Consider the following 20,093-nt stretch of genomic DNA (forward strand, 5'->3'; position numbering starts at 1 on the left):
CAAGTGATAAGGTTTTCTTTGATGAGCTCTAGCATAGCAATAAAGCTAACCACTACACCACTGCGGCCTTCGTCAAGAGTGAATAAGTCAGTGAAAGGAAGTTGCGTGCCGACTGTCGATAACTTTTGCAAAATTAAACTCATTCTTTCGCGAGTTGATAAAGCTTCAGCGGTTATTTGATGATGCTCAAAAGTTTTAGCTCGCGCCATCACATCACTGAGCGCAAATAGTAAATCTTTTAAATCAACATCCGGTAACAATTGAGCATGCTCGCTCTGCTCAGGCACTAACGCATGGGCAATAAAAATATCGCGGCCAACACGTGGAATATCATCAAGGTTCTGCGCAGCTAGCTTAAATTGCTCATACTCTTGTAAACGACGAATTAATTCAGCCCGTGGATCTTCTTCTTCCTCAAGCTCTTCATGTTTTGGCAGTAATAGTCGTGATTTTATTTGTGCAAGTAATGCCGCCATCACCAAATATTCACCAGCAAGCTCCAATTGAAACTCGGTCATCATTTCAACATAACGGACGTATTGTTCAGTAATGCTAAAAATCGACAATTCCAGAATATCTAACTTATGTTTTTTTATTAAATATAGTAATAAATCAAGTGGCCCTTCAAAGGTTTCTAAAATTACTTCTAGAGCGTCTGGCGGAATATACAAATCTTCCGGGGTATTCATTACTTCTTTGCCATGCAAAAAAGCCAGCGGCAGCTTTTGTTGCGCCGGCTCTCGTATTTGAGCTACATCATCAGTATGTAGTTCGTTCATGGTTTATCGGCGTAGTTATTCAAATGGAGCTGTATCGCCACAGCCTACACGCAGCACCTCAACAGTATCTTCTGACAGGTCGATTACTGTGGTTGCTTGCTCAGCTAAATAGCCGCCATGAATAATTAAATCAACTTGATTACCTATGCGATCACGTATCTCGTCCGGATCAGACTCAGTAAACTGCTCACCGGGTAAAATTAATGAACACGACATCAATGGCTCACCTAACTCGGCTAGCAATGCGCAGGTAATTGGATGTTCTATTACACGAATACCAATGGTTTTTTTCTTGTCGTTTAACAAACGTTTTGGTACTTCTTTAGTGCCTTTAAAGATAAACGTATAAGGCCCGGGTGTATTGTTTTTAATTAATCTAAACAGTTGGTTATCTACTCGTGCATAAGTAGAAAGCTCAGATAGATCACGACATACTAAGGTAAAGTTATGGTGTTTTTCAATACCACGGATGCGCTCAATACGCTCTTTTGCTTGTTTGTTACCTAAATTACAGCCTATTGCATAGCCTGAATCGGTTGGGTATACCACCACACCACCTTGTTTGATAATGTCGACCGCTTGATTAATTAAGCGTGGTTGTGGATTATCTGGATGAATATGAAAAAAATCACTCATTTAGTTCTCCTGTTTGCCCTTCCCAAGTTTGCCAAACGCCTTGGCAATCTTTTGGCAAATATAAGTTTTTTCCTAATTCTAGCCAACTAGTAGGAAAATGAAAATCAGATCCTTGCGAACACAGTAAATCGTATTCACGGCTCAATTCGCCTAAAAACTGTCGCTCAGTCGGTGCTTGTTGTGGTTGTGCAACTTCCATTGCATCGCCACCGGCATCTTTAAACTGACTCAATAATTTGCGCAGCCATTTATTTGACATTTGATAACGCCCAGGGTGGGCAATCACAGCAACGCCACCTGCGGCATGAATGGCGGCAATGGCGGTTTGCATATCACACCAATCGCTTGGTACGTAACCCGTTTTAGCGCGGCCAAGGTATTTTTTAAACACCCCAGGAATTGTGGTTGCAACGCCACGAGCAATAAGTGCTCTTGCATAATGTGCACGGGTAATTTGTGCATCTGCGGCAAGCTCTTGCGCTTGTTGATAAATGCCATCAAAGCCATTTTTCTCTAAACGGCGACCAATCTCGACAGCTCTATCAGCACGTTTTTGCTGTTGGATAGTCAATAAGCTGGTCAGTGTTGACTCGTTGATATCTACGTTTAATGCCACGATGTGGATCTCAAAACTTTCCCACTTAGTGGAAATTTCAACCCCTGATATCAAGGTTAATGGTAGAGATTCGCTTTCTATATATGCTTGTGCAGGTTTAACCGCAGCAGTGGTGTCGTGATCAGTGATCGCAAACACATCTATCTTTTTTTCAACTGCACGCAATAATAATTGCTCAACAGTTAATTGCCCGTCAGAATGTGTGGTATGACTGTGTAAATCGTATTTTATCAAAAGAGAAGACTGCTCTTATTAAATGTGCGAAAGTTGTTATTAAGTATAACAAAATTTTTTAATAAATTGTTTTAAATAAATACTTGACACTAACGCCGTTGATACGGTTTACTGTAGTCACTTGAGACACAAATAGAACTACAACAATGATCAATTCAATCCAAAACACTATCTGGTGGTGGCACTCGTAAATTATCGGGTGACGAATTGTCGTGTCTAACACATTCTAAACCCGCTTATTGCGGGTTTTTTTATATTTAAATTTTAGGGTAACAAACATGAATAACGTAGCAACTCTTACACATCATTGGTGGTGGCGCCTGGTATAGCGGGACGGTAATGGTCTATCTGAAACATAGGTATCGTTATTCAAACCCCGCATAGCTTAGCTTGCGGGGTTTTATTTTTTTGAGGGAATGAGGTTTGATTTTTAGTCATATAACAACAACGCCAGGTGAAGTTACTAGCATCACCGAAGTGCGAGAATATATACATAGCCCATTGGCACTATATGGATTGCTTGATAAAGATAATTCATTACTGTTAGAGTCAGCAGAAATTGATTCTAAAGACAGTGTCAAAAGTTTAATTTTGGTAGATTGTGCACTAAAAATAATCTGCACAGGTAAAACAGTCACAGTAACGGCGCAATCTAATAATGGTCAGCAATTACTGCCTTATTTACAAACTAAATTAGAAAACTGCCATACTCAATTAAACAAGCAAACTCTCAGCATCGAATATCAAGGTATCGATCATAATATTGATGAAGCCTCAAAGCTGATTGCCGATAATGCTTTTAGTGCCTTGCGCTGTTGTATAAATAGTATCAGCAGCACCACAAACAATCCATTTTCGTTATTTTTAGGCGGTGTGTTTGCTTACGACATGGTAGCCAACTTTGAACAACTGAGTGATGTACCAGATGGAGAAAATAGCTGTCCTGATTACGTATTTTATTTAGCTGAAACCTTAGTGGTAATTGATCACCAAGCTAAAACCACTGAGCTGATTGGTAACGTTTTTAATGGCCCTGATGTGCATGCAAACTGTTTTGAAGTGGGTAAAAAGCTCGAACGTTTAAATACCTTATGCGACCAAGCCGATAGCTATAGTGCGCAGCAAAGTGCTGGCAGCAGTGACGTCAGTGTTGATATTAGTGACGAGCTCTATTGCCAACAGGTCAATAGTTTGAAAAAACACATTGTCGATGGCGATATTTTTCAAGTTGTGCCATCGCGTACCTTCTCGTTAGCTTGCGCCAACCCACTACATGCCTACAGCCAACTAAAAAAACAAAATCCAAGCCCGTACATGTTTTATATGCGCGACAGTGAATTTGCGTTATTTGGTGCCTCTCCTGAGTCAGCTTTAAAGTTTTGCGCTACATCACAACAAGTTGAAGTATATCCAATTGCAGGAACTCGCCCGCGAGGAAAGTTTGCTAATGGCCAAATTAATCCTGATTTGGACAGTCGTATTGAACTGGAACTGCGCAACGATCAAAAAGAGCGTGCTGAGCATTTAATGTTGGTTGATTTAGCACGAAATGACGTAGCTCGTATCAGTGTCCCGGGAACTCGCCACGCAAAAGAGCTATTAAAGGTCGACCGTTATTCGCAAGTAATGCATTTAGTGTCACGCGTTGTTGGCACATTAAAACCTCAGCTGGATGCCCTACACGCTTACCAAGCCTGTATGAACATGGGCACTTTAGTTGGTGCGCCTAAAGTCAGCGCGGCAGAGTTGGTAAGGCAAACTGAAGGTAAGCGCCGTGGTAGTTACGGTGGTGCGGTAGGTTATTTAACCGGTGACGGCGCCATGGACAGTTGCATTGTTATTCGCTCGGCCTTTGTTAAAAATAATACCGCGTATGTACAAGCCGGTGCCGGAGTTGTGTTTGACTCAGACCCTCAATCTGAAGCTAATGAGACTCGTGCTAAAGCACAAGCGGTTATTACAGCCATTCAATCGACGTACCAAGGACACTAAAATGAGTGAAAACATCAACAACTTAACGGACTTAAAAATCTACTTTTTAGATAATTTTGATTCATTTAGTTATAACTTAGTCGATGAACTTTCTATGTTAGGCAGCGATTTAGTGGTATATCGTAACAACATAGACGCGCAGGTGATTTATGACAAAATGTGTGCGGAAACTAAACCAGTGATTTTAGTACTGTCGCCGGGCCCAGGCACCCCCACTGCGGCGGGCTGTTTAATGGCATTGATTGAACTATGCAAAGGCCGTTTTCCAATGTTGGGGATTTGCCTTGGTCAACAAGCACTAACACAAAGTTATGGCGGTATTATTGGCCATGCTGGAGAAACCGTACATGGTAAATCATCAATCATAGAGCTTGGTGAGCACCCAGTATTTGCAGGTATGGGTGAACGTATGCCTGTGGCACGTTATCATTCACTGATGGCCACGAAAGTACCCGACAGTGTTGCAGTGATAGCCCACTATGAGTCAATACCGATGGCAATTTATCATCGTGACGATAAAGCCCTTGGCTATCAATTTCATCCTGAGTCTATTTTGACGCCCAATGGCGCCGCGCTACTTCAACAAAGTATGCAATTTTTAGCCAGTGCACAGCAGTAGAGGATAGTATGTCAGTAAACCAACAATCAGCCAGTGAGGCGAGCATTGGCTCAATGATTGATGTGTTATTAACGCAAACATCATTAAGCTTTAGTCAAAGCCAACAGTTATTTGATGCTATTATGCAAGGCAAAGTAAATGACATCGAACTGGCAGCCATCTTAGTGGCACTGAAAATAAAAGGTGAAGTAAGCGACGAAATCGCAGGAGCAGCCGCATCGATGCGTGCTAATGCGATACCTTTTATTACTCACTTAACCAACCTTGTCGATAGTTGTGGCACTGGCGGCGATGGCTCAAACACTATTAATATTAGCACCACCGCCGCCATCGTTGCTGCAGCTTGCGGTATAAATATGGTCAAACACGGTAATCGCAGTGTTTCGAGTAACTCCGGCTCCGCTGATTTACTCAAAGCATTGGGCATCAATATAGACATGAACCCAGCACACGCGGCGCAGTGTTTAGAGCAAACCGGCTTTACGTTTTTGTTTGCTCCGCATTATCACAGCGGCGTACGCCATGCTATGGGTGTGCGAACGACCTTAAAAACCCGTACTATTTTTAATATTTTAGGGCCATTGGCAAATCCAGCAGCACCGGATGTGCAATTATTGGGGGTATATGATGAAAGTTTATGCTTAGCGATGGCACACACCTTAAAAACGTTAGGTACACCGCGCGCAATGGTCGTTCATGGCTCGGGCACCGATGAAATAGCCTTGCACGGTGAAACGACCGTCGCAGAGCTTAACAACGGAAAAATCAGCCAGTACACACTTACCCCTGCTGATTTTGGTCTTGCAAACTATTCACTTGAACAACTTGCCGGTGAAGGGCCAGAATATAACGCCAAGGCTAGCATGGCTATTTTAGCTGGTAACGGCACCGACGCGCACAATGCGGCCATTATTGTTAACGTTGCTGCGTTGCTTTATTTAACCAATAAAGCCGACGATTTTAAAAGTGCCGCGATGCAAGTTAAAGAGGTTTTACAAAGCGGCCGTGCATTGAATACCTTAAATGCCATTGTCATAAGCAGTAATAAAGAATACGCAAACTCCGAGGTAAGTAATGGCTAATGTATTAGACAAAATAGTTGCAGATAAAAAAATAGAGCTCATTGAACGCAAATCCAAGCGCCCTCTTGAGAGCTTTAAGCATCAAGCAATACCCACAAATCGTGATTTTTATAAAGCCCTTGCAGCGCCTGGCACTCAGTTTATTTTGGAATGCAAAAAGGCCTCGCCGTCAAAAGGCCTTATTCGAGAGCCGTTTGATTTAGCCGAGATCACCCGTGTTTATAAAAACTACGCTAGCTGCATCAGTGTGTTAACCGATGAAAAATATTTTCAGGGTAGTTTTGATTATCTCGAATTTGTGCGCAGTCAAGTAGAGCAACCATTGATCTGTAAAGATTTCTTTATCGATGAATACCAAATTTATTTGGCCCGTATTTATGGCGGCGATGCTATTTTATTAATGTTGTCAGTACTCGATGATACGCAATATCAATCGCTTGAAAAAGTTGCAAAAAGCCTAAACATGGCAATCCTCACCGAAGTGAGTAACGAAGCTGAAGTACATCGAGCTCTGGCACTCAATGCGCAAATTATTGGTATTAATAACCGTGATTTACGTGATTTGAGCACAAACTTAGCTACCACAGAGGCACTAAGAAAGCTTATTCCTGATAACAAAGTGGTTATTTCAGAATCAGGTATTTACACACACCAAGATGTAAAACGCTTGGCCCCGTTATGTAATGGCTTTTTAATCGGTAGTTCACTAATGGCTGAGCGTGATTTAGAGCGCGCTTGTCGAAGCGTAATTTTAGGTGAAAACAAAGTTTGTGGCTTAACCCGTAGCCAAGATGCCATTGCCGCTTATGAAAGTGGTGCCGTTTATGGGGGGCTAATTTTTGCACCTAAATCCCCTCGTTTTGTTGATTTAGATTGTGCAAAACAAGTTATGCAAAGTGCCCCGCTTGCCTATGTAGGCGTATTTGTAAACGCAACAATCGCAGACGTTGTCAATCATGCTCAGAGCTTAAAGCTTGCAGCAGTGCAATTACATGGCCAAGAAGATGCAGTCTATATTAACGAACTGCGTCCTTTGCTACCAAGTAATTGTCAGATTTGGAAGGCGCAAGCTGTGAAGGATAGCTTGCCAACACCTGTCAATGGCGCTGATCGCCACTTATACGATACTCACAGCGATACGCAAGCCGGCGGTACCGGTAAGACCTTTGATTGGGCAATACTCAAAGAGACTAAGCAGCCATTTATGCTTGCTGGTGGCTTAAATCCAGAAAATATTCAAGGTGCATTATATCAAGGTGCGCATGGACTCGACCTAAATTCAGGGGTTGAGCAAAGCGCCGGTAAAAAATGTCCAAACAAATTAAATGATGCATTTATCAGCATCCGTAAATATTGAGGTTAATATGAATAATCCAGCTTATTTCGGCGAATTTGGCGGCATGTTTGTCCCAGAATTGCTAGTACCAGCACTTAAACAACTCGAAAACGAATTTAATAAATCGCAAACAGATCCGGCTTTTCAAGCTGAACTGGAAAAGTTACTTAATGAATATGCTGGCCGTCCTACGCCGCTGACATTAACGCGTAACTTAATTAAAAACCCAAAAGTAAAATTATACTTAAAGCGTGAAGATTTACTGCACGGTGGCGCGCACAAAACGAATCAGGTGTTAGGCCAAGCACTATTAACTCAACGCATGGGTAAAAAACAAGTTATTGCTGAAACAGGTGCAGGTCAACACGGCGTTGCAACGGCGCTTGCGTGTGCATTACTTGGTTTAAAATGCCGTATTTATATGGGCGCTAAAGACGTGGCACGCCAACAACCAAACGTATTTAGAATGAAACTAATGGGCGCTGAAGTGATCCCAGTTACTGCAGGCTCTGGCACATTAAAAGATGCCGTAAACGAAGCGCTTCGTGATTGGTCAGCAAATTATAAAGAAGCGCATTACTTACTTGGTACTGCTGCAGGTCCTCACCCATTCCCTACCATCGTTCGTGAGTTCCAAAAAGTGATTGGTGAAGAAGCGAAACAACAAGTATTAAAAGCTGAAGGTCGCCTACCTGATGCGGTACTTGCTTGTGTAGGCGGTGGCTCTAACGCCATTGGTATGTTTACAGATTTTATTGACGAGCCAAGTGTAAAACTCATTGGCGTAGAGCCCGCTGGCAAAGGGCTTGATACCCACGAGCACGGTGCAACAATCTGTAAAGGAACCAAAGGTATTTTGCACGGTACTTATACATATATAATGCAAAATGATGATGGCCAGATTGAGGAATCATATTCTGTCTCAGCGGGTCTTGATTACCCAGCTGTTGGCCCACAACATGCGTTTTTACATGAAACTGGCCGTGCGCAATATGTGGGTATTACAGATACCGAAGCATTAGAAGCATTCCAATTACTGGCTAAAAACGAAGGGATTATTCCTGCGCTCGAATCAAGTCATGCACTAGCTTACGCACTGAAGTATGCAGAGCAGCAAACTGAAGAGTCAATTTTAGTAGTGAATCTAAGTGGTCGCGGCGACAAAGACTTATCACACGTTATGGATGTACTTTCTAAAGGGGATCAGTTATGAGCCAGACAGCAATTCAAAAAACAGACCGCTACGGTAAAATGTTCGCCCGTTTAAGCGAGCTAAATCAAGGTGCATTTGTGCCGTTTGTTACAATTGGCGATCCAAATAAAGAACTGAGCGTTGAAATAATCAAAAGCTTAATTGATGGCGGCGCTGATGGCTTAGAGCTGGGTATTCCATTTTCAGACCCAATAGCAGATGGCCCAGTTATTCAAGCTGCCAATATTCGCGCTCTTAAAGTAAATATAAATACCCAAGATTGCTTTGATATCATCAAACAAGTACGCCAGTACAATGCTGATATCCCAATTGGTTTATTGTTGTATTCGAACTTAGTTTTTAAACGCGGTTTAGAGGCTTTTTACCAAGATGCCAAAGCAGTTGGCGTTGACTCAATTCTAGTTGCAGATGTGCCGCTTCATGAATCTAAAATGTTTCGCAAAGCGGCAATGAGTAATGGCATTGACCCCATTTTTATAGCCACGCCTAACGCACCTGATGACACTTTACGCGAATGTGCCTCTTATGGCCGTGGTTATACTTATTTGCTATCTCGTGCGGGTGTAACAGGCACAGAAACTAAAGCACAAATGCCTGCGACATCAATTGTCACTAAACTAAAAGAATACCACAGCGCCCCTGCGTTATTAGGTTTTGGGATTTCAACCCCTGATGATGTAAAAGCAGCACTTAATGCCGGTGCAGCGGGTGCTATATCTGGCTCGGCGGTAGTGAAAATTATTGAAGCGAATCTCGATACCCCTCAAGCTATGCTCAGTGGTTTACAACAGTTCGTAGCGAGCATGAAAGCTGCAACTGCGCTGTAAATTCATACTTCGAAAATAAGAAAAGGGCCTGTTGCGGCCCTTTTCTGGTAATCAAACGCGTTAAAGACTCTCTTTCAACGCTTTTGCTGCTTTAAATACAGGCTTGTTAGCGCCTTCAATGTCTATTGCCTCTCCCGTTTGTGGGTTGCGTCCTGTACGTGCGGGATAATAACTTAACGCAAACGTGCCAAAGCCATTTACTTGCACTTGATCACCTTCTGATAATGATTTAGTGATGGCTGCAAGCATGCTTGATAAAGCCGCTTGAGAATCTTTTTTAGTTAATTCACTGTGTGCAGACATTGCACTAATCAGTTGTGCTTTATTCATAAAATGCTCCTAAAAATACCGCTTACTCAGTCACTGTTCAGCAGATTTTGGTAATGATTGAATACAAAGGCACGCAGGCTAAGGGTTAGTAACTACTAAGTCAACCTTGTAAACAACACAATAAGTTGATACAACCTCTGCAACTATTTTTGGTTTTAAATTTTTGGGCATTCTATGCATGCAATAATTGAGTTTATTCCGCTAATTTTATTTTTTGCGGTATTCAAGTTAGTTGATATTTACTGGGCAACGGCATTATTAATGGGCACCACTTTTCTGCAGGTCGCTTATTCTTATTTTAAAATAGGCAAAGTACCTACACGCCAATGGTTATTTTTTGCCATTGCAGTGATTTTAGGCACTCTTACGCTGGTGTTTCATGATGAACAATTTGTGAAGTGGAAAGCCACTATCATCTACGCTGTGCTCTCATTAAGCTTATTGATCAGTCGCTACTTTCTTGGTAAAAATTTAGTTAAACAAGCACTCAGTGCCATTTTAAATAATGCATCAGACTCTGAGCAAGAAATTACCGTACCTGAGTCGCTTTGGGATAAACTCAACATATTGTGGATAGCGATCACAGCGGGAATATCAGCGTTAAATATCTATATCGCTTATAACTTTTCTCTCGATTTTTGGGTTAACTTTAAAGTGTTTGGCTTAATGGGGATCACATTTGTCAGTCTTTTTGCCACTATCATCATGTTGTATAAATATTTACCCGATGAAGATGAGCCCAAAGTAGACAATAAAAAGCGCTCTTAATGTCATAAATATGTCGTCTTAGCTTGTTAGCCTAGTATACAAAATCACGCTGAGACGACCTTGAACGCCAATCAATACCGCTGGTTTGAATTTACCTTTATATTTGTATGCCTTCCTTTGCTGGGTTTTTACCTTCGTGCCTACCTTGCTAATTGGCTGATCCCCGCGTTAATCGTGTTAATGAGTGTCTGCGGTATGTTGCTGCTAGGCGATCCCCACTTTAAACGCTTTAGACTTACCAGCCTTGGTCAATTTTCCGCAGTGAAACGCCGACTGTTTAGTTTCTTTTTTATCGGCGCACTGTTTTCAGGGGTTTTTTACGGGATCATTAATCAAGGTAATTGGTTTATGCTGCCTCGAAACTCATTTAATGACTGGTTAATGTTACTCGCGTTCTATCCATTATTGTCAGTCATGCCGCAAGAGTTGATATTTCGAACTTATTTTTTTCATCGTTATAAACGCATCATGCCAAAAAAAACGGTGCGCATAATTGTTAGCGCCACAGTATTTGCTTTAGCGCATATTGTTTATGCTAATTGGGTGGCAGTACTACTGGCATTTATAGGCGGGTTATTATTTGCATTTACCTATGCTCAAAGCCGCTCCACGTTTGTCTGCGTTATCGAACACAGCTTATGGGGACTGTGGATGTTTACATTAGGAATAGGTCAGTACTTAGATTCGGCAACAATCTCTTAACTGAAAAAGCCGTGCTAATGATACTTAACACGGCTTAATTATGGGAAGCTCAATTAGTTGTATTAATTAAAAACCGAAAATGCTCATAGCAAAAAACTTAGTCGCTACGGTATTAATAAATATAACTACTAAAATTACCGGAATAAAGGTTGATAGCGAAAAATTAACGTATTTTTCAGTAAAGCTACCTGCATAGCCTGGACAACCTTGGCTTAGCTCTTCACTTAAACGTACTTTTTTCCAGCGATACATCACGAATAAACATACCATTAAACCATTCAATGGCAAGATAGTGTCGTAAAATACATCATACACAATATCAAATAAGCTTTTAGACGCTCCACCATAGTTAGTAAATGAAGTTAACCCTTCAACCATACCAAACGACATAGTACATAACACTGTCAGTACACCGATGCTACCAGTTAATATCAGTAACGCCATTTTACGACTTATGCCTTTACGGTCACTTAGCGTAGCTGTTGGCACCTCAACGATGGATACCAACGAGGTAATTGCAGCAAAAAATACCAGCAAGAAAAACACAAACGCAACAATTGATGCACCAACATAGCCAATATCAGTTTGTAGCGCGAGTAAAATCTTTGGTAAAAACTCAAAAATCATCGACACAGATGAGTCAGACAATTTAGTAGGATCAGTATCTGGGTTAAAACTAAAGATAGCTGGTAGCACCATAAGACCGGCAATAAACGCCACCAGTGAATCAGTCAGTGCAACCATTTTAGCACTGCCAACAATGTCATCCTTTTTCGAGATATATGAAGCGTAAGTCATCAATATACCCATACCCAACGACAATGAGAAAAACGCTTGCGCTAATGCACCATTCAAGACACTGGCATTCATCTTAGAAAAATCAGGGATAATATAGTACTTAACGCCAGCCATAGCATTGTCTAGCGTCAATACATACGCCACTAATGCGATTAGCAATACGAACAATGCGGGCATTAAAAACTTAGCTGCTTTTTCAATCCCTTGCTTAACACCACCGACTAAAATCAAATTAACAATTAATGCCACGGCTGCCATATACGCAAACACGCTGGAACTATTAATAAACACCCCAAAGCTTTTTGGATCAGCCAACACATCTAAGTTCCCAACCGCAACTTGGCTTAAGTAACCAAAAATCCAGACTGTAATAACCATGTAAAACACTGCAATCATAAACGGGGTTAATACTGCTAAAAAGCCAGCAAAACTCCACTTAGCATCATTACCTGATAATAACTTGTAAGAGCCTAGTGGATCTTTTTGTGCTTGGCGTCCCATTGCCATCTCTGCCATCATTACCGGCAAACAAATAAACACAACAAATAGCGCGTAAACGAGCAAAAATGCACCACCACCATTTTTTGTTGCTGAGACTGGAAAACCAACCAAGTTACCAATACCGACCGCAGAGCCAGCAGCTGCTAATATAAATCCGAGGCGGGAGCTAAAATGCTCACGAGTATCGCTCATTTAAAAACCTTATTATTATTTTGTACCATTCAAGCGACTCTACCAGTGTTGTGCTGGGCTTTTCAAGCAGATTCCACTTAAAAATATAATGATACTGTAAACCTTAGAGGTTGTTGTTCTTTTAAGATTAAAATTTGTTCAAGCTAACAGTGATTAAATCGCAGCATCAATTTACAGCCTCGAAAGTTAACTAAAAACTGCGTAAAGCTTTCGCGCTTTAATAGCGCTCTAAACTAATCGTAATTTATTCGCCTATTAATTTTGCTGTGCTAATATCAGCATAATTCCAATAATATTGAAATCCAGAGAACACACCATGTTGTATATGATTTACTCAACTGATGTTGAAAATAGCTTAGAATTAAGAAAAGCCGCCCGCCCTGCTCATTTAGCACGCTTGCAAGAATTAGAGAAGCAAGGCCGATTACTGACAGCAGGTCCATTACCTGCCATTGATAGCGCCGAGCCAGCTGACGCTGGTTTTACTGGTTCTTTAGTGATTGCAGAATTTAGCTCATTAGAAGCAGCTCGCGAATGGGCTGCAGCAGATCCTTACGTCAACGGCGGCGTATATGAAAACTCACAAGTTAAACCGTTTAAAAAAGTTTTTCCTGGCTAAGTAAAACCAACAATCAAACAGGATTATACTATTTAAATGAACCAGATTTTAATGCAATGGCTATAAGACTTTGAGTCAAATCACCACAATTCAGTGTTTGTTCACCGGATGTTAATTAAACTCTGTTGCATTGAATCATCAGATTTAGTGATTTTTCACTTGAATTATAGCTACTTGGTTCATTAAACTATTCAGGTCTGGTTTAGGAGTTTCTCATCATGCGTACTGTGTTAGCTCTCAGCGTCGCCATCACTGTGCTATTTTCGAGTGTTTTTTCGACTAGTAGCCAAGCTGCATCTCAAGTCAATAAAGCTGAGATCAATAAAAAACAAGCTGTTGAGCTTGCTAAAAAAGTCGAAGATGGTAAAACTCTTAAAATTACCGTACTTAACGATATTTATACTGTAAGAATATTAAAATCGGACGGCCATGTCGTCGACGTTCATGTCAATAAAAAGACCGGCGAAGTGAAGAAGGATTAAGAAATGCGAATTTTAGTAATTGAAGATGATTTACACTTAGCAGACAATCTGCGTAATGCATTAGAAAAAGAACGTTATAGTGTCGATCTCTGTCATGATGGCGAAGCTGGTTTATTTCACATCACAGAATATCCTCTTGATATGGCGGTAGTTGATTTAGGCTTACCAAAAATCGATGGTATTGAACTGATCAATAAAGCCCGTGCACAAGGGGTCACCATTCCAATTCTGATTTTAACAGCACGTGACCGTTGGCAAGATAAAGTTGAAGGACTTGATGCTGGTGCTGATGACTATTTAACTAAACCATTTCATGTTGAAGAGTTAATAGCGCGTTGTAATGCGTTAATTCGTCGTAGCGCAGGTAAAGCAAATCCTGAAATGACTGCTGGGCCTATTAAAATTCATACCCGCTCACAACAAGTGTGGGTTGATGACCGAGAACTAAGTCTCACCGCATACGAATACAAAGTGCTTGAGTATTTAATGGTTAATCCACAAAAAGTGATTTCTAAATCTGAGCTTACAGAGCACATATATGATCAAGACTTTGATTTAGATTCAAATGTAATCGAAGTATTCGTACTGCGCTTACGTAAAAAGCTTGACCCTGATGGTACTTTAAATCCAGTAGAAACACTACGCGGACGCGGTTACAGGCTTAAAAGTCAGTGGTAGCATCGCAAATACCGTTAAAAGTAAGGCAAGGATTTATCCTTGTCTTTGTTTTATTAGTCGCTTTACCTATCCTATTCTTCTCTATTGGTAAGGCGTACTACGCTTCATTAGTCGAAGCCACCGAAAAAACCCTCGAAGCCCATTTATATTCTTTAATTTCAGAAGTCGATTTTACTGAGCGCGGCATTATCATGCCCAGCACTATTTTAGCTCCTGAATTGAATCGTTTAAATTCTGATACTTATGCGATGATCTATCGTGAAGAACAGCCTGTATGGCACTCTGAGTCGGCGGTAAATGTTAACTTTGTGCCTGACGAACTAGAAACCAAAGCAGGCGCTGCCGACTTTCGTCGTGTGGAATATAAAAATACAGTGTATTGGCAACTTAGCCTAACCGTTATTTTAAATAACATTGACCAGTCAGAGCATGCTCGCTTTATTTTATTAAAACGCAACGATGCTCTACTGCGGTTAATGGATGGTTTTAAACAAACCCTTGTAAACTGGATGTACGTCATGGGTGTAGCCATTGCAGCATTAATGGCTGTGGGCTTTGTGTGGAGCGCGCGGCCGTTGCAACGACTGGATAAAGAAATAAAAGCCATTGAGTCAGGTGATATTCAAGAAATTAAAGGACTTTATCCTGTTGAGCTGCAAACTATAAAAGCCGATTTAAATTTACTACTCGAAACTCAGCAACGCCAAAAAGAGCGCTATCGTGCGTCTTTAAGCGACTTAGCTCACGCACTTAAAACGCCACTGGCAGTATTAAAATCGAGCCCGCTTGCCAACGATGCCGATGCCCAAGAGCAGCTTGACCGTATAAATGTGATGATCGAACACCAATTAAAACGTGCTGCAACAGGTGCATCTGATACTTGGAAAAAACAAACAGCCATTAAGCCGGTGCTCGATTCAATCCTCAATGCAATGAGTAAAGTTTACCGCGATAAAGATATTATTTTTACCCATGCGGTTAAAGACAAAGATTACTTTTTAGGTGACAAGACTGATTTACTCGAACTACTCGGTAACTTAATTGATAACGCCTGTAAAGCTTGTCGTTCACAAGTCGATATCCAAGTCATTCAAAAACGCAATCTCACCATCGCTATTAGTGATGATGGGCCCGGTGTGCCGATTGATAAACGCGAGTCCTTACTTACTCGAGGTACCCGCTTGGACACCTACGAAAGCGGGCATGGTGTCGGTATGGCGATTGTGTCAGATTTAGTAAAGTCGTATCACGGTACCCTGACTATTTTAGATGCTGATACCTTAGGCGGCGCGAAATTTATTTTAGAGTTTAACTATAATGATAAAAAATAGTCGGTTAACAACAATCTCAGCACTAATTTTAGCACTGAGTACAACAACGTTTGCAGCAGAAGAGCAATGTACTGTCGTTGAGCAAGCAACACCTGATGAAGCTAAAAAATATATTCAATGTTTAGATAAACAAATAGAAAGCTTAACCCGCATTCAACAAACCTGGATAAATAAAATCACTTTAGATTTAAATAAGATCCAAGAAGATAGCGGTAATACTCAGTTGCTACCAATCTTTAAACGTAGCATTATTAGTCATGATAAATACGTGGAAGACAGCTGTAAATGGCGTTATTTACACAAAGTACCTAACGCCACCCAAGCTGCTATTGTATATAAACGCTGTGAATTGCGTATGTTAGAGCAGCACATCACTGTATTAAAACAACCTATCTAACCACCACTGTGGCTATTTAGACGGTGACTCGATTTCTTCACCATTACCCAAAAGAGTCGCTAACCAACGTCCTTCATCACTGGTTTCTAGGGCAATTTTAACAATCATCGTCAGTGGCACCGATAACAACATACCTACAGTGCCAATCAGCCAGCCCCAAAAGATCAATGATAAAAATACCACTAAGGTCGACAACCCTAAACCTTTGCCCATGTACTTTGGTTCGACTATATTACCCATCACGGTATTAATAGTTAAATAACCTGCACCTACGATCCCTGCGACCAATGGTCCTTGTGTGATCAAAGCTAATAAAACAGCTGGGATAGCGGCAATAATAGAGCCAATATTAGGGATGTAATTAAACATAAATGCCATTACTCCCCATAACACGAAGTAGTCAACATTTAAGAACCACAGTAGTAGCCCGGCTAATACACCAGTACCAACACTCACCACTGTTTTGATCGCTAAATAAGAATTAATAGAATTTAAAAAACGGTCTATTTGCTGCATTTTCATATCAGGATCGTCTAATGCCATATGAATTTTATGACTAAGCATAGGCCCTTCAAAAAGCATAAATACCACAGTTAAAATAATTAAGAACAAATTTGCCATCACGCCACCTAAGCCAGTCAGCATACCGGTGGCAACATCAATCATTTTTCCTGGGTCGAACATTGATATAACTTGCTCTTTATTGAGCAAAATATTGTACTTGGCAGCAACATCAACCAACCAAATAAACTCATCCTGTAACTTACTTTTATATTCAGGTAAATGCTGTGAAAAGTCAGTCAATGATTGCCCGACTAAGCTGGCAAGGCTAACCCCTAAGCCAACCACCATCAACATCACTAACATAATCGCGATGCCTTTAGGTATTTTGTACCGACCAAAAAAACTTAATAAAGGACTACAAATAATGGCAATAAATGCTGCAAGTACAAACGGAATGACAATTACACTTGCCGCTTTAATACCGGCTAAAGCAACCACCAACGCTGCAAAGATAACTAAACTTTTGTTTACCCCAGTTAAACTAGCCAAACTACAATCCTTTAAAATATAAACTGCAGCTAGTGTATGTGAAAAGTCTGTAGAATGAAATATTTGCAAAGTGATCAAAGCAGCCTACCCTACGTATAACCAATAAATAATTACTAAAAGAGTTTTATATTGCTATGCATATCTTAATAACTGGCGCAACAGGCCTGATCGGTCGTCATTTGTGCCCTGAGCTGAACAAAGAACATCAATTGACAGTGCTCACCCGCAATCCTGCAAATGCGACAAAACTGTTAGGTGAGAACATTCATACGACTGACTCCCTTGAAGAGGTTGATTTTAATAATCTCGATTGCATTATTAATTTAGCCGGTGAACCCATCGTAAATAAACGCTGGAGCGACAAACAAAAACAAATACTGCGAGACAGCCGTATTTCGCTCACTCAACAAATTAGCGCTGCAATTAACCAATGCGATACACCGCCGCATACTTTTATATCAGGCAGTGCGGTCGGATTTTACGGTCGCCAATCCACCAGTGTAATTGACGAAAGCTTTGTTGATGTGACCTCTGAATTTAGTCATCAACTATGCCATGATTGGGAACAAGCCGCCCTGCAAGCAGAATCAGTCAATACTCGAGTATGTTTATTACGTACCGGTATCGTTTTAGCTAACAATGGTGGTGCATTAGCCAAAATGTTACCACCATTTAAATTAGCACTAGGTGGTCCTATTGCTGATGGCCAGCAAGGCATGTCATGGATACATATCGAGGATATGATTAATTTAATTATACATATTATCAATAACGTGCAACTCAGCGGCGCAATTAATATGACCGCTCCAACACCTGTATCAAATAGCGAATTTAGTCAAAGTTTAGGTAAGGTATTAAATCGACCAGCAAAAATAACTATGCCTGCATGGGTACTAAAATTAGTAATGGGTGAAATGGCAGATTTGCTGCTTTACGGACAATATGTACAACCAACTAAAGCACTTGATAGCAACTATTGCTTTCGTTATAAAAAATTAGACAGTGCACTTACAAACCTATTACAATAAATGCAGCAATTTAATACTACCTTGCTATTTAAATACTAATACATAATAATTATAACAACAGTGACTAAAGCAGCTCGATTAAACAAGGCAGATTCATAATGCTACATTTACCTACTGTGATGAGCATATCATTACTTTTGAATGTCCTGATCGGCGGCTTTTTTTTTACCGTTTATAATTATAAAAAACAACCCTGTTATTTATACTTAGGCGGGTCGTGTATGGTATTTGTGGCCGCGCAAATCTTAGCATGCCTGCGAATAGTGCTTGATAACCCTTTTATTACGCACTATCTGGCTGATATGTGCATCATAATTAGTCCTATACTCGCTCTTATTGGTTTGCAGAAAGTAACTAACCTCACTAAAAATACTAACCGGCACTTTTTAACCTTAGTGATTGTCAGTGCAATTGTGTTACTACCAATCTATGCTATTACAGCAGGCCAATTGGTGACAAGTATTGTTATTGCAACACTCTTTATTTACGGCGCATGTTTAGTTCATAAGATGAAATGCGTAGCACCAATGCAACAAAAAATCTTGTCCGGCTGTTTTATTAGCCATTGTTTGATCATGTATATACAAGCATTTATGTTAGTAGCTCCTTTGGTTAGTAATTCTGCAACTGATTATAGTCTTTGGCTACAAATAATTTTAGTAAGCCATGTCATTCTAGCGACTGCTACAGCTTTGGTATTGCCGTTTTTATTATTTGTAAATATTGAAGAAAACCTTCAGCGACTAGTCAATCACGATGTGCTCACCCGCCTCTTAAATCGACGTGGTTTTTTTATGCAAGGTGAAAAACTCCTCAAACAAGGCGTTGCATATCAGCAATCATTTTCGATAGTTATGATCGATATTGATTACTTCAAAAGTGTTAATGATAAATATGGTCACAGCACAGGTGATACCGCTATTAAATGGATCGCGCAACATATCATGGCACAGCTAAATGATAACGATATTGCTGCGCGAATTGGTGGTGAAGAGTTTGCTTTATTACTCCCTGATCAATCTCTTAATCAAGCTCAGGTAACTGCTCAAAAACTCTGTGATGCAATTAGAGGGCATAGCTTACGTTTTAAAGGAAACACTATTAATTTATCAGTAAGTGTGGGAATTAGCAGTAGTTATGATGCCAATGCTTCAATTAAAACACTGTTAGATCAAGCCGATAAACGCTTATATATCGCTAAAGCAAAAGGCCGAGATCAAGTAGTTATTAGTGATCAACAAACCGACCATGTTGCCAACGGTGTTATGTAACCGAACTGAATTGTAATTTTTTTAAGCACTGAATCCACTGATTAAACTTAGCCTGGTGTCTTTGTCATATACAAACAATTAGCAAGTGGTATTGGCTCTGGGTAATCAGCAAGCACAAAGCCAAGTTTTTTATACGCTTTAATCGCACTTTTGTTATGAGCTAATACAAATAAAGAACATGTTTGCGTAGCTAAAGTTAATTGACCTACTTCACTGAGCTTCATAATTAGTGTTGCTACAATGCCACCGCCACGATACTCAGGGTTAACCACTAACCTACCTAGATGACAACGACCAATACGTAAATAAAACTGACCAAAAGCCATTAGCGTATTATCATCAGCAAGCAATACAAATGAGTTTATTTCATCAAGTTTTAAACCCTTTTTGAAAGAATTAAAATCGTACGGGTATCTAAAATTAGGCCCAGCCCATGCATGAACTTCTTCTTCATTTAAAAACCATGACATGATTTCTTTTATGTGGGTATTTCTGACGTGAGTTAACAACATAACGACTCTTACTTAATCGCGGGAAGTACGATATATTCCATGTTAATTGATAACAAACAATACGTTATAAATATACCAAACGCAATTAGATAATAAC

Annotated in this window: 22 protein-coding genes; 15 read left to right on the forward strand and 7 right to left on the reverse strand. The window is 40.4% G+C overall.

Annotated features, from left to right (window positions below):
- From H5200_RS16320 to H5200_RS16330, 3 genes are all read right to left on the reverse strand, one after another.
- Positions 1 to 779: ScpA family protein (locus H5200_RS16320; protein WP_182761869.1), on the reverse strand; the 779-nt coding region annotated here is incomplete at its 3' end.
- A 15-nt stretch (positions 780 to 794) separates the two neighbouring features.
- Positions 795 to 1,415 (reverse strand): L-threonylcarbamoyladenylate synthase, encoded by a 621-nt coding sequence (locus H5200_RS16325; protein ID WP_145233655.1) that lies wholly within the window; start codon positions 1,413 to 1,415, stop codon positions 795 to 797.
- A complete protein-coding gene (locus tag H5200_RS16330; protein ID WP_182718907.1) occupies positions 1,408 to 2,265 on the reverse strand; it encodes an RNase RNM in 858 nt (285 codons plus the stop codon). Before H5200_RS16330 ends, H5200_RS16325 begins: the two co-directional genes overlap by 8 nt.
- Before the next feature lie 423 nt (positions 2,266 to 2,688).
- On the opposite strand from H5200_RS16330, the gene H5200_RS16335 reads away from it, so the two are divergent.
- The 6 genes from H5200_RS16335 to trpA are packed head-to-tail and all read left to right on the forward strand — an operon-like array spanning position 2,689 to position 9,334.
- Complete coding sequence (locus H5200_RS16335; RefSeq protein WP_182734838.1) at positions 2,689 to 4,257, forward strand: anthranilate synthase component 1; 1,569 nt, start codon at positions 2,689 to 2,691, stop codon at positions 4,255 to 4,257.
- Position 4,258: 1 nt separating this feature from the next.
- Complete coding sequence (locus tag H5200_RS16340; protein ID WP_182718905.1) at positions 4,259 to 4,876, forward strand: aminodeoxychorismate/anthranilate synthase component II; 618 nt, start codon at positions 4,259 to 4,261, stop codon at positions 4,874 to 4,876.
- A 53-nt stretch (positions 4,877 to 4,929) separates the two neighbouring features.
- Positions 4,930 to 5,958, forward strand: a complete 1,029-nt coding sequence (trpD, locus tag H5200_RS16345) for an anthranilate phosphoribosyltransferase (RefSeq protein WP_149981183.1) — start codon at positions 4,930 to 4,932, stop codon at positions 5,956 to 5,958.
- The gene (trpCF, locus tag H5200_RS16350) at positions 5,951 to 7,315 is read left to right on the forward strand and encodes a bifunctional indole-3-glycerol-phosphate synthase TrpC/phosphoribosylanthranilate isomerase TrpF (RefSeq protein WP_149981000.1); all 1,365 of its coding nucleotides are present in this window, start codon (positions 5,951 to 5,953) and stop codon (positions 7,313 to 7,315) included. Before trpD ends, trpCF begins: the two co-directional genes overlap by 8 nt.
- Before the next feature lie 7 nt (positions 7,316 to 7,322).
- Entirely contained in the window at positions 7,323 to 8,507 is a 1,185-nt protein-coding gene (trpB, locus tag H5200_RS16355; protein WP_145233645.1) for a tryptophan synthase subunit beta, read from the forward strand.
- The gene (gene trpA, locus H5200_RS16360; protein WP_149980999.1) at positions 8,504 to 9,334 is read left to right on the forward strand and encodes a tryptophan synthase subunit alpha; all 831 of its coding nucleotides are present in this window, start codon (positions 8,504 to 8,506) and stop codon (positions 9,332 to 9,334) included. Before trpB ends, trpA begins: the two co-directional genes overlap by 4 nt.
- A 60-nt stretch (positions 9,335 to 9,394) precedes the next feature.
- On the opposite strand, the gene H5200_RS16365 is transcribed toward trpA, so the two are convergent.
- Positions 9,395 to 9,664, reverse strand: a complete 270-nt coding sequence (locus tag H5200_RS16365; RefSeq protein WP_145233641.1) for an HU family DNA-binding protein — start codon at positions 9,662 to 9,664, stop codon at positions 9,395 to 9,397.
- A gap of 174 nt (positions 9,665 to 9,838) precedes the next feature.
- Between H5200_RS16365 and H5200_RS16370 the strand changes: the two genes are divergently transcribed.
- Both H5200_RS16370 and H5200_RS16375 read left to right on the forward strand, forming a co-directional pair.
- Positions 9,839 to 10,432, forward strand: a complete 594-nt coding sequence (locus tag H5200_RS16370) for an inner membrane-spanning protein YciB (RefSeq protein ID WP_145233638.1) — start codon at positions 9,839 to 9,841, stop codon at positions 10,430 to 10,432.
- A 60-nt stretch (positions 10,433 to 10,492) separates the two neighbouring features.
- Positions 10,493 to 11,134, forward strand: coding sequence for a CPBP family intramembrane glutamic endopeptidase (locus H5200_RS16375; RefSeq protein ID WP_145233636.1), 642 nt, complete (start codon positions 10,493 to 10,495; stop codon positions 11,132 to 11,134).
- 66 nt (positions 11,135 to 11,200) lie between these two features.
- Here the strand turns inward: H5200_RS16375 and H5200_RS16380 are convergent, their stop codons facing one another.
- The gene (locus H5200_RS16380) at positions 11,201 to 12,625 is read right to left on the reverse strand and encodes a sodium-dependent transporter (protein WP_182718902.1); all 1,425 of its coding nucleotides are present in this window, start codon (positions 12,623 to 12,625) and stop codon (positions 11,201 to 11,203) included.
- 316 nt (positions 12,626 to 12,941) lie between these two features.
- On the opposite strand from H5200_RS16380, the gene H5200_RS16385 reads away from it, so the two are divergent.
- The 5 genes from H5200_RS16385 (at position 12,942) to H5200_RS16405 (ending at position 16,132) form a co-directional block, all read left to right on the forward strand.
- Positions 12,942 to 13,244: a YciI family protein gene (locus tag H5200_RS16385; protein ID WP_182761870.1), complete on the forward strand. Its 303-nt coding sequence runs from the start codon at positions 12,942 to 12,944 to the stop codon at positions 13,242 to 13,244.
- A 218-nt stretch (positions 13,245 to 13,462) separates the two neighbouring features.
- Positions 13,463 to 13,726, forward strand: coding sequence for a PepSY domain-containing protein (locus H5200_RS16390; RefSeq protein WP_145233630.1), 264 nt, complete (start codon positions 13,463 to 13,465; stop codon positions 13,724 to 13,726).
- 3 nt (positions 13,727 to 13,729) lie between these two features.
- Positions 13,730 to 14,404, forward strand: coding sequence for a response regulator transcription factor (locus tag H5200_RS16395; protein ID WP_058558569.1), 675 nt, complete (start codon positions 13,730 to 13,732; stop codon positions 14,402 to 14,404).
- Complete coding sequence (locus tag H5200_RS16400; protein WP_149980994.1) at positions 14,398 to 15,735, forward strand: ATP-binding protein; 1,338 nt, start codon at positions 14,398 to 14,400, stop codon at positions 15,733 to 15,735. The genes H5200_RS16395 and H5200_RS16400 overlap by 7 nt, the downstream gene beginning before the upstream one ends.
- Entirely contained in the window at positions 15,722 to 16,132 is a 411-nt protein-coding gene (locus H5200_RS16405; RefSeq protein WP_182761871.1) for a hypothetical protein, read from the forward strand. The genes H5200_RS16400 and H5200_RS16405 overlap by 14 nt, the downstream gene beginning before the upstream one ends.
- Positions 16,133 to 16,144: 12 nt before the next feature.
- Here H5200_RS16405 and H5200_RS16410 read toward each other — a convergent pair whose 3' ends face one another.
- On the reverse strand, positions 16,145 to 17,185 hold the full coding sequence (locus H5200_RS16410; protein ID WP_182761872.1) for an AI-2E family transporter: 1,041 nt from the start codon (positions 17,183 to 17,185) through the stop codon (positions 16,145 to 16,147).
- A 134-nt stretch (positions 17,186 to 17,319) separates the two neighbouring features.
- Between H5200_RS16410 and H5200_RS16415 the strand changes: the two genes are divergently transcribed.
- Together H5200_RS16415 and H5200_RS16420 are read left to right on the forward strand one after the other, a co-directional pair.
- Positions 17,320 to 18,213 (forward strand): TIGR01777 family oxidoreductase, encoded by an 894-nt coding sequence (locus H5200_RS16415; protein ID WP_182761873.1) that lies wholly within the window; start codon positions 17,320 to 17,322, stop codon positions 18,211 to 18,213.
- Between the two features lie 221 nt (positions 18,214 to 18,434).
- The gene (locus tag H5200_RS16420; protein ID WP_182761874.1) at positions 18,435 to 19,484 is read left to right on the forward strand and encodes a GGDEF domain-containing protein; all 1,050 of its coding nucleotides are present in this window, start codon (positions 18,435 to 18,437) and stop codon (positions 19,482 to 19,484) included.
- 47 nt (positions 19,485 to 19,531) lie between these two features.
- On the opposite strand, the gene H5200_RS16425 is transcribed toward H5200_RS16420, so the two are convergent.
- Entirely contained in the window at positions 19,532 to 19,996 is a 465-nt protein-coding gene (locus tag H5200_RS16425) for a GNAT family N-acetyltransferase (RefSeq protein WP_259399224.1), read from the reverse strand.
- Positions 19,997 to 20,093 lie beyond the last annotated feature (97 nt).

Origin of the sequence: Pseudoalteromonas sp. SG43-7 (assembly GCF_014164295.1) — a bacterium.
In the GTDB taxonomy this organism is placed as follows: Bacteria; Pseudomonadota; Gammaproteobacteria; order Enterobacterales; family Alteromonadaceae; genus Pseudoalteromonas; species Pseudoalteromonas rhizosphaerae.

Bases quoted from the DNA above. Each gene is read 5' to 3' on its own strand.
- H5200_RS16325 (WP_145233655.1), bottom strand. From the start codon at position 1,415: ATGAGTGATTTTTTTCATATTCATCCAGATAATCCACAACCACGCTTA.
- H5200_RS16340 (WP_182718905.1), top strand. From the start codon at position 4,259: ATGAGTGAAAACATCAACAACTTAACGGACTTAAAAATCTACTTTTTA.
- trpD (WP_149981183.1), top strand. From the start codon at position 4,930: ATGATTGATGTGTTATTAACGCAAACATCATTAAGCTTTAGTCAAAGC.
- trpCF (WP_149981000.1), top strand. From the start codon at position 5,951: ATGGCTAATGTATTAGACAAAATAGTTGCAGATAAAAAAATAGAGCTC.
- trpB (WP_145233645.1), top strand. From the start codon at position 7,323: ATGAATAATCCAGCTTATTTCGGCGAATTTGGCGGCATGTTTGTCCCA.
- trpA (WP_149980999.1), top strand. From the start codon at position 8,504: ATGAGCCAGACAGCAATTCAAAAAACAGACCGCTACGGTAAAATGTTC.
- H5200_RS16365 (WP_145233641.1), bottom strand. From the start codon at position 9,664: ATGAATAAAGCACAACTGATTAGTGCAATGTCTGCACACAGTGAATTA.
- H5200_RS16370 (WP_145233638.1), top strand. From the start codon at position 9,839: ATGCATGCAATAATTGAGTTTATTCCGCTAATTTTATTTTTTGCGGTA.
- H5200_RS16380 (WP_182718902.1), bottom strand. From the start codon at position 12,625: ATGAGCGATACTCGTGAGCATTTTAGCTCCCGCCTCGGATTTATATTA.
- H5200_RS16385 (WP_182761870.1), top strand. From the start codon at position 12,942: ATGTTGTATATGATTTACTCAACTGATGTTGAAAATAGCTTAGAATTA.
- H5200_RS16390 (WP_145233630.1), top strand. From the start codon at position 13,463: ATGCGTACTGTGTTAGCTCTCAGCGTCGCCATCACTGTGCTATTTTCG.
- H5200_RS16395 (WP_058558569.1), top strand. From the start codon at position 13,730: ATGCGAATTTTAGTAATTGAAGATGATTTACACTTAGCAGACAATCTG.
- H5200_RS16405 (WP_182761871.1), top strand. From the start codon at position 15,722: ATGATAAAAAATAGTCGGTTAACAACAATCTCAGCACTAATTTTAGCA.
- H5200_RS16415 (WP_182761873.1), top strand. From the start codon at position 17,320: ATGCATATCTTAATAACTGGCGCAACAGGCCTGATCGGTCGTCATTTG.
- H5200_RS16420 (WP_182761874.1), top strand. From the start codon at position 18,435: ATGGTATTTGTGGCCGCGCAAATCTTAGCATGCCTGCGAATAGTGCTT.
- H5200_RS16425 (WP_259399224.1), bottom strand. From the start codon at position 19,996: ATGTTGTTAACTCACGTCAGAAATACCCACATAAAAGAAATCATGTCA.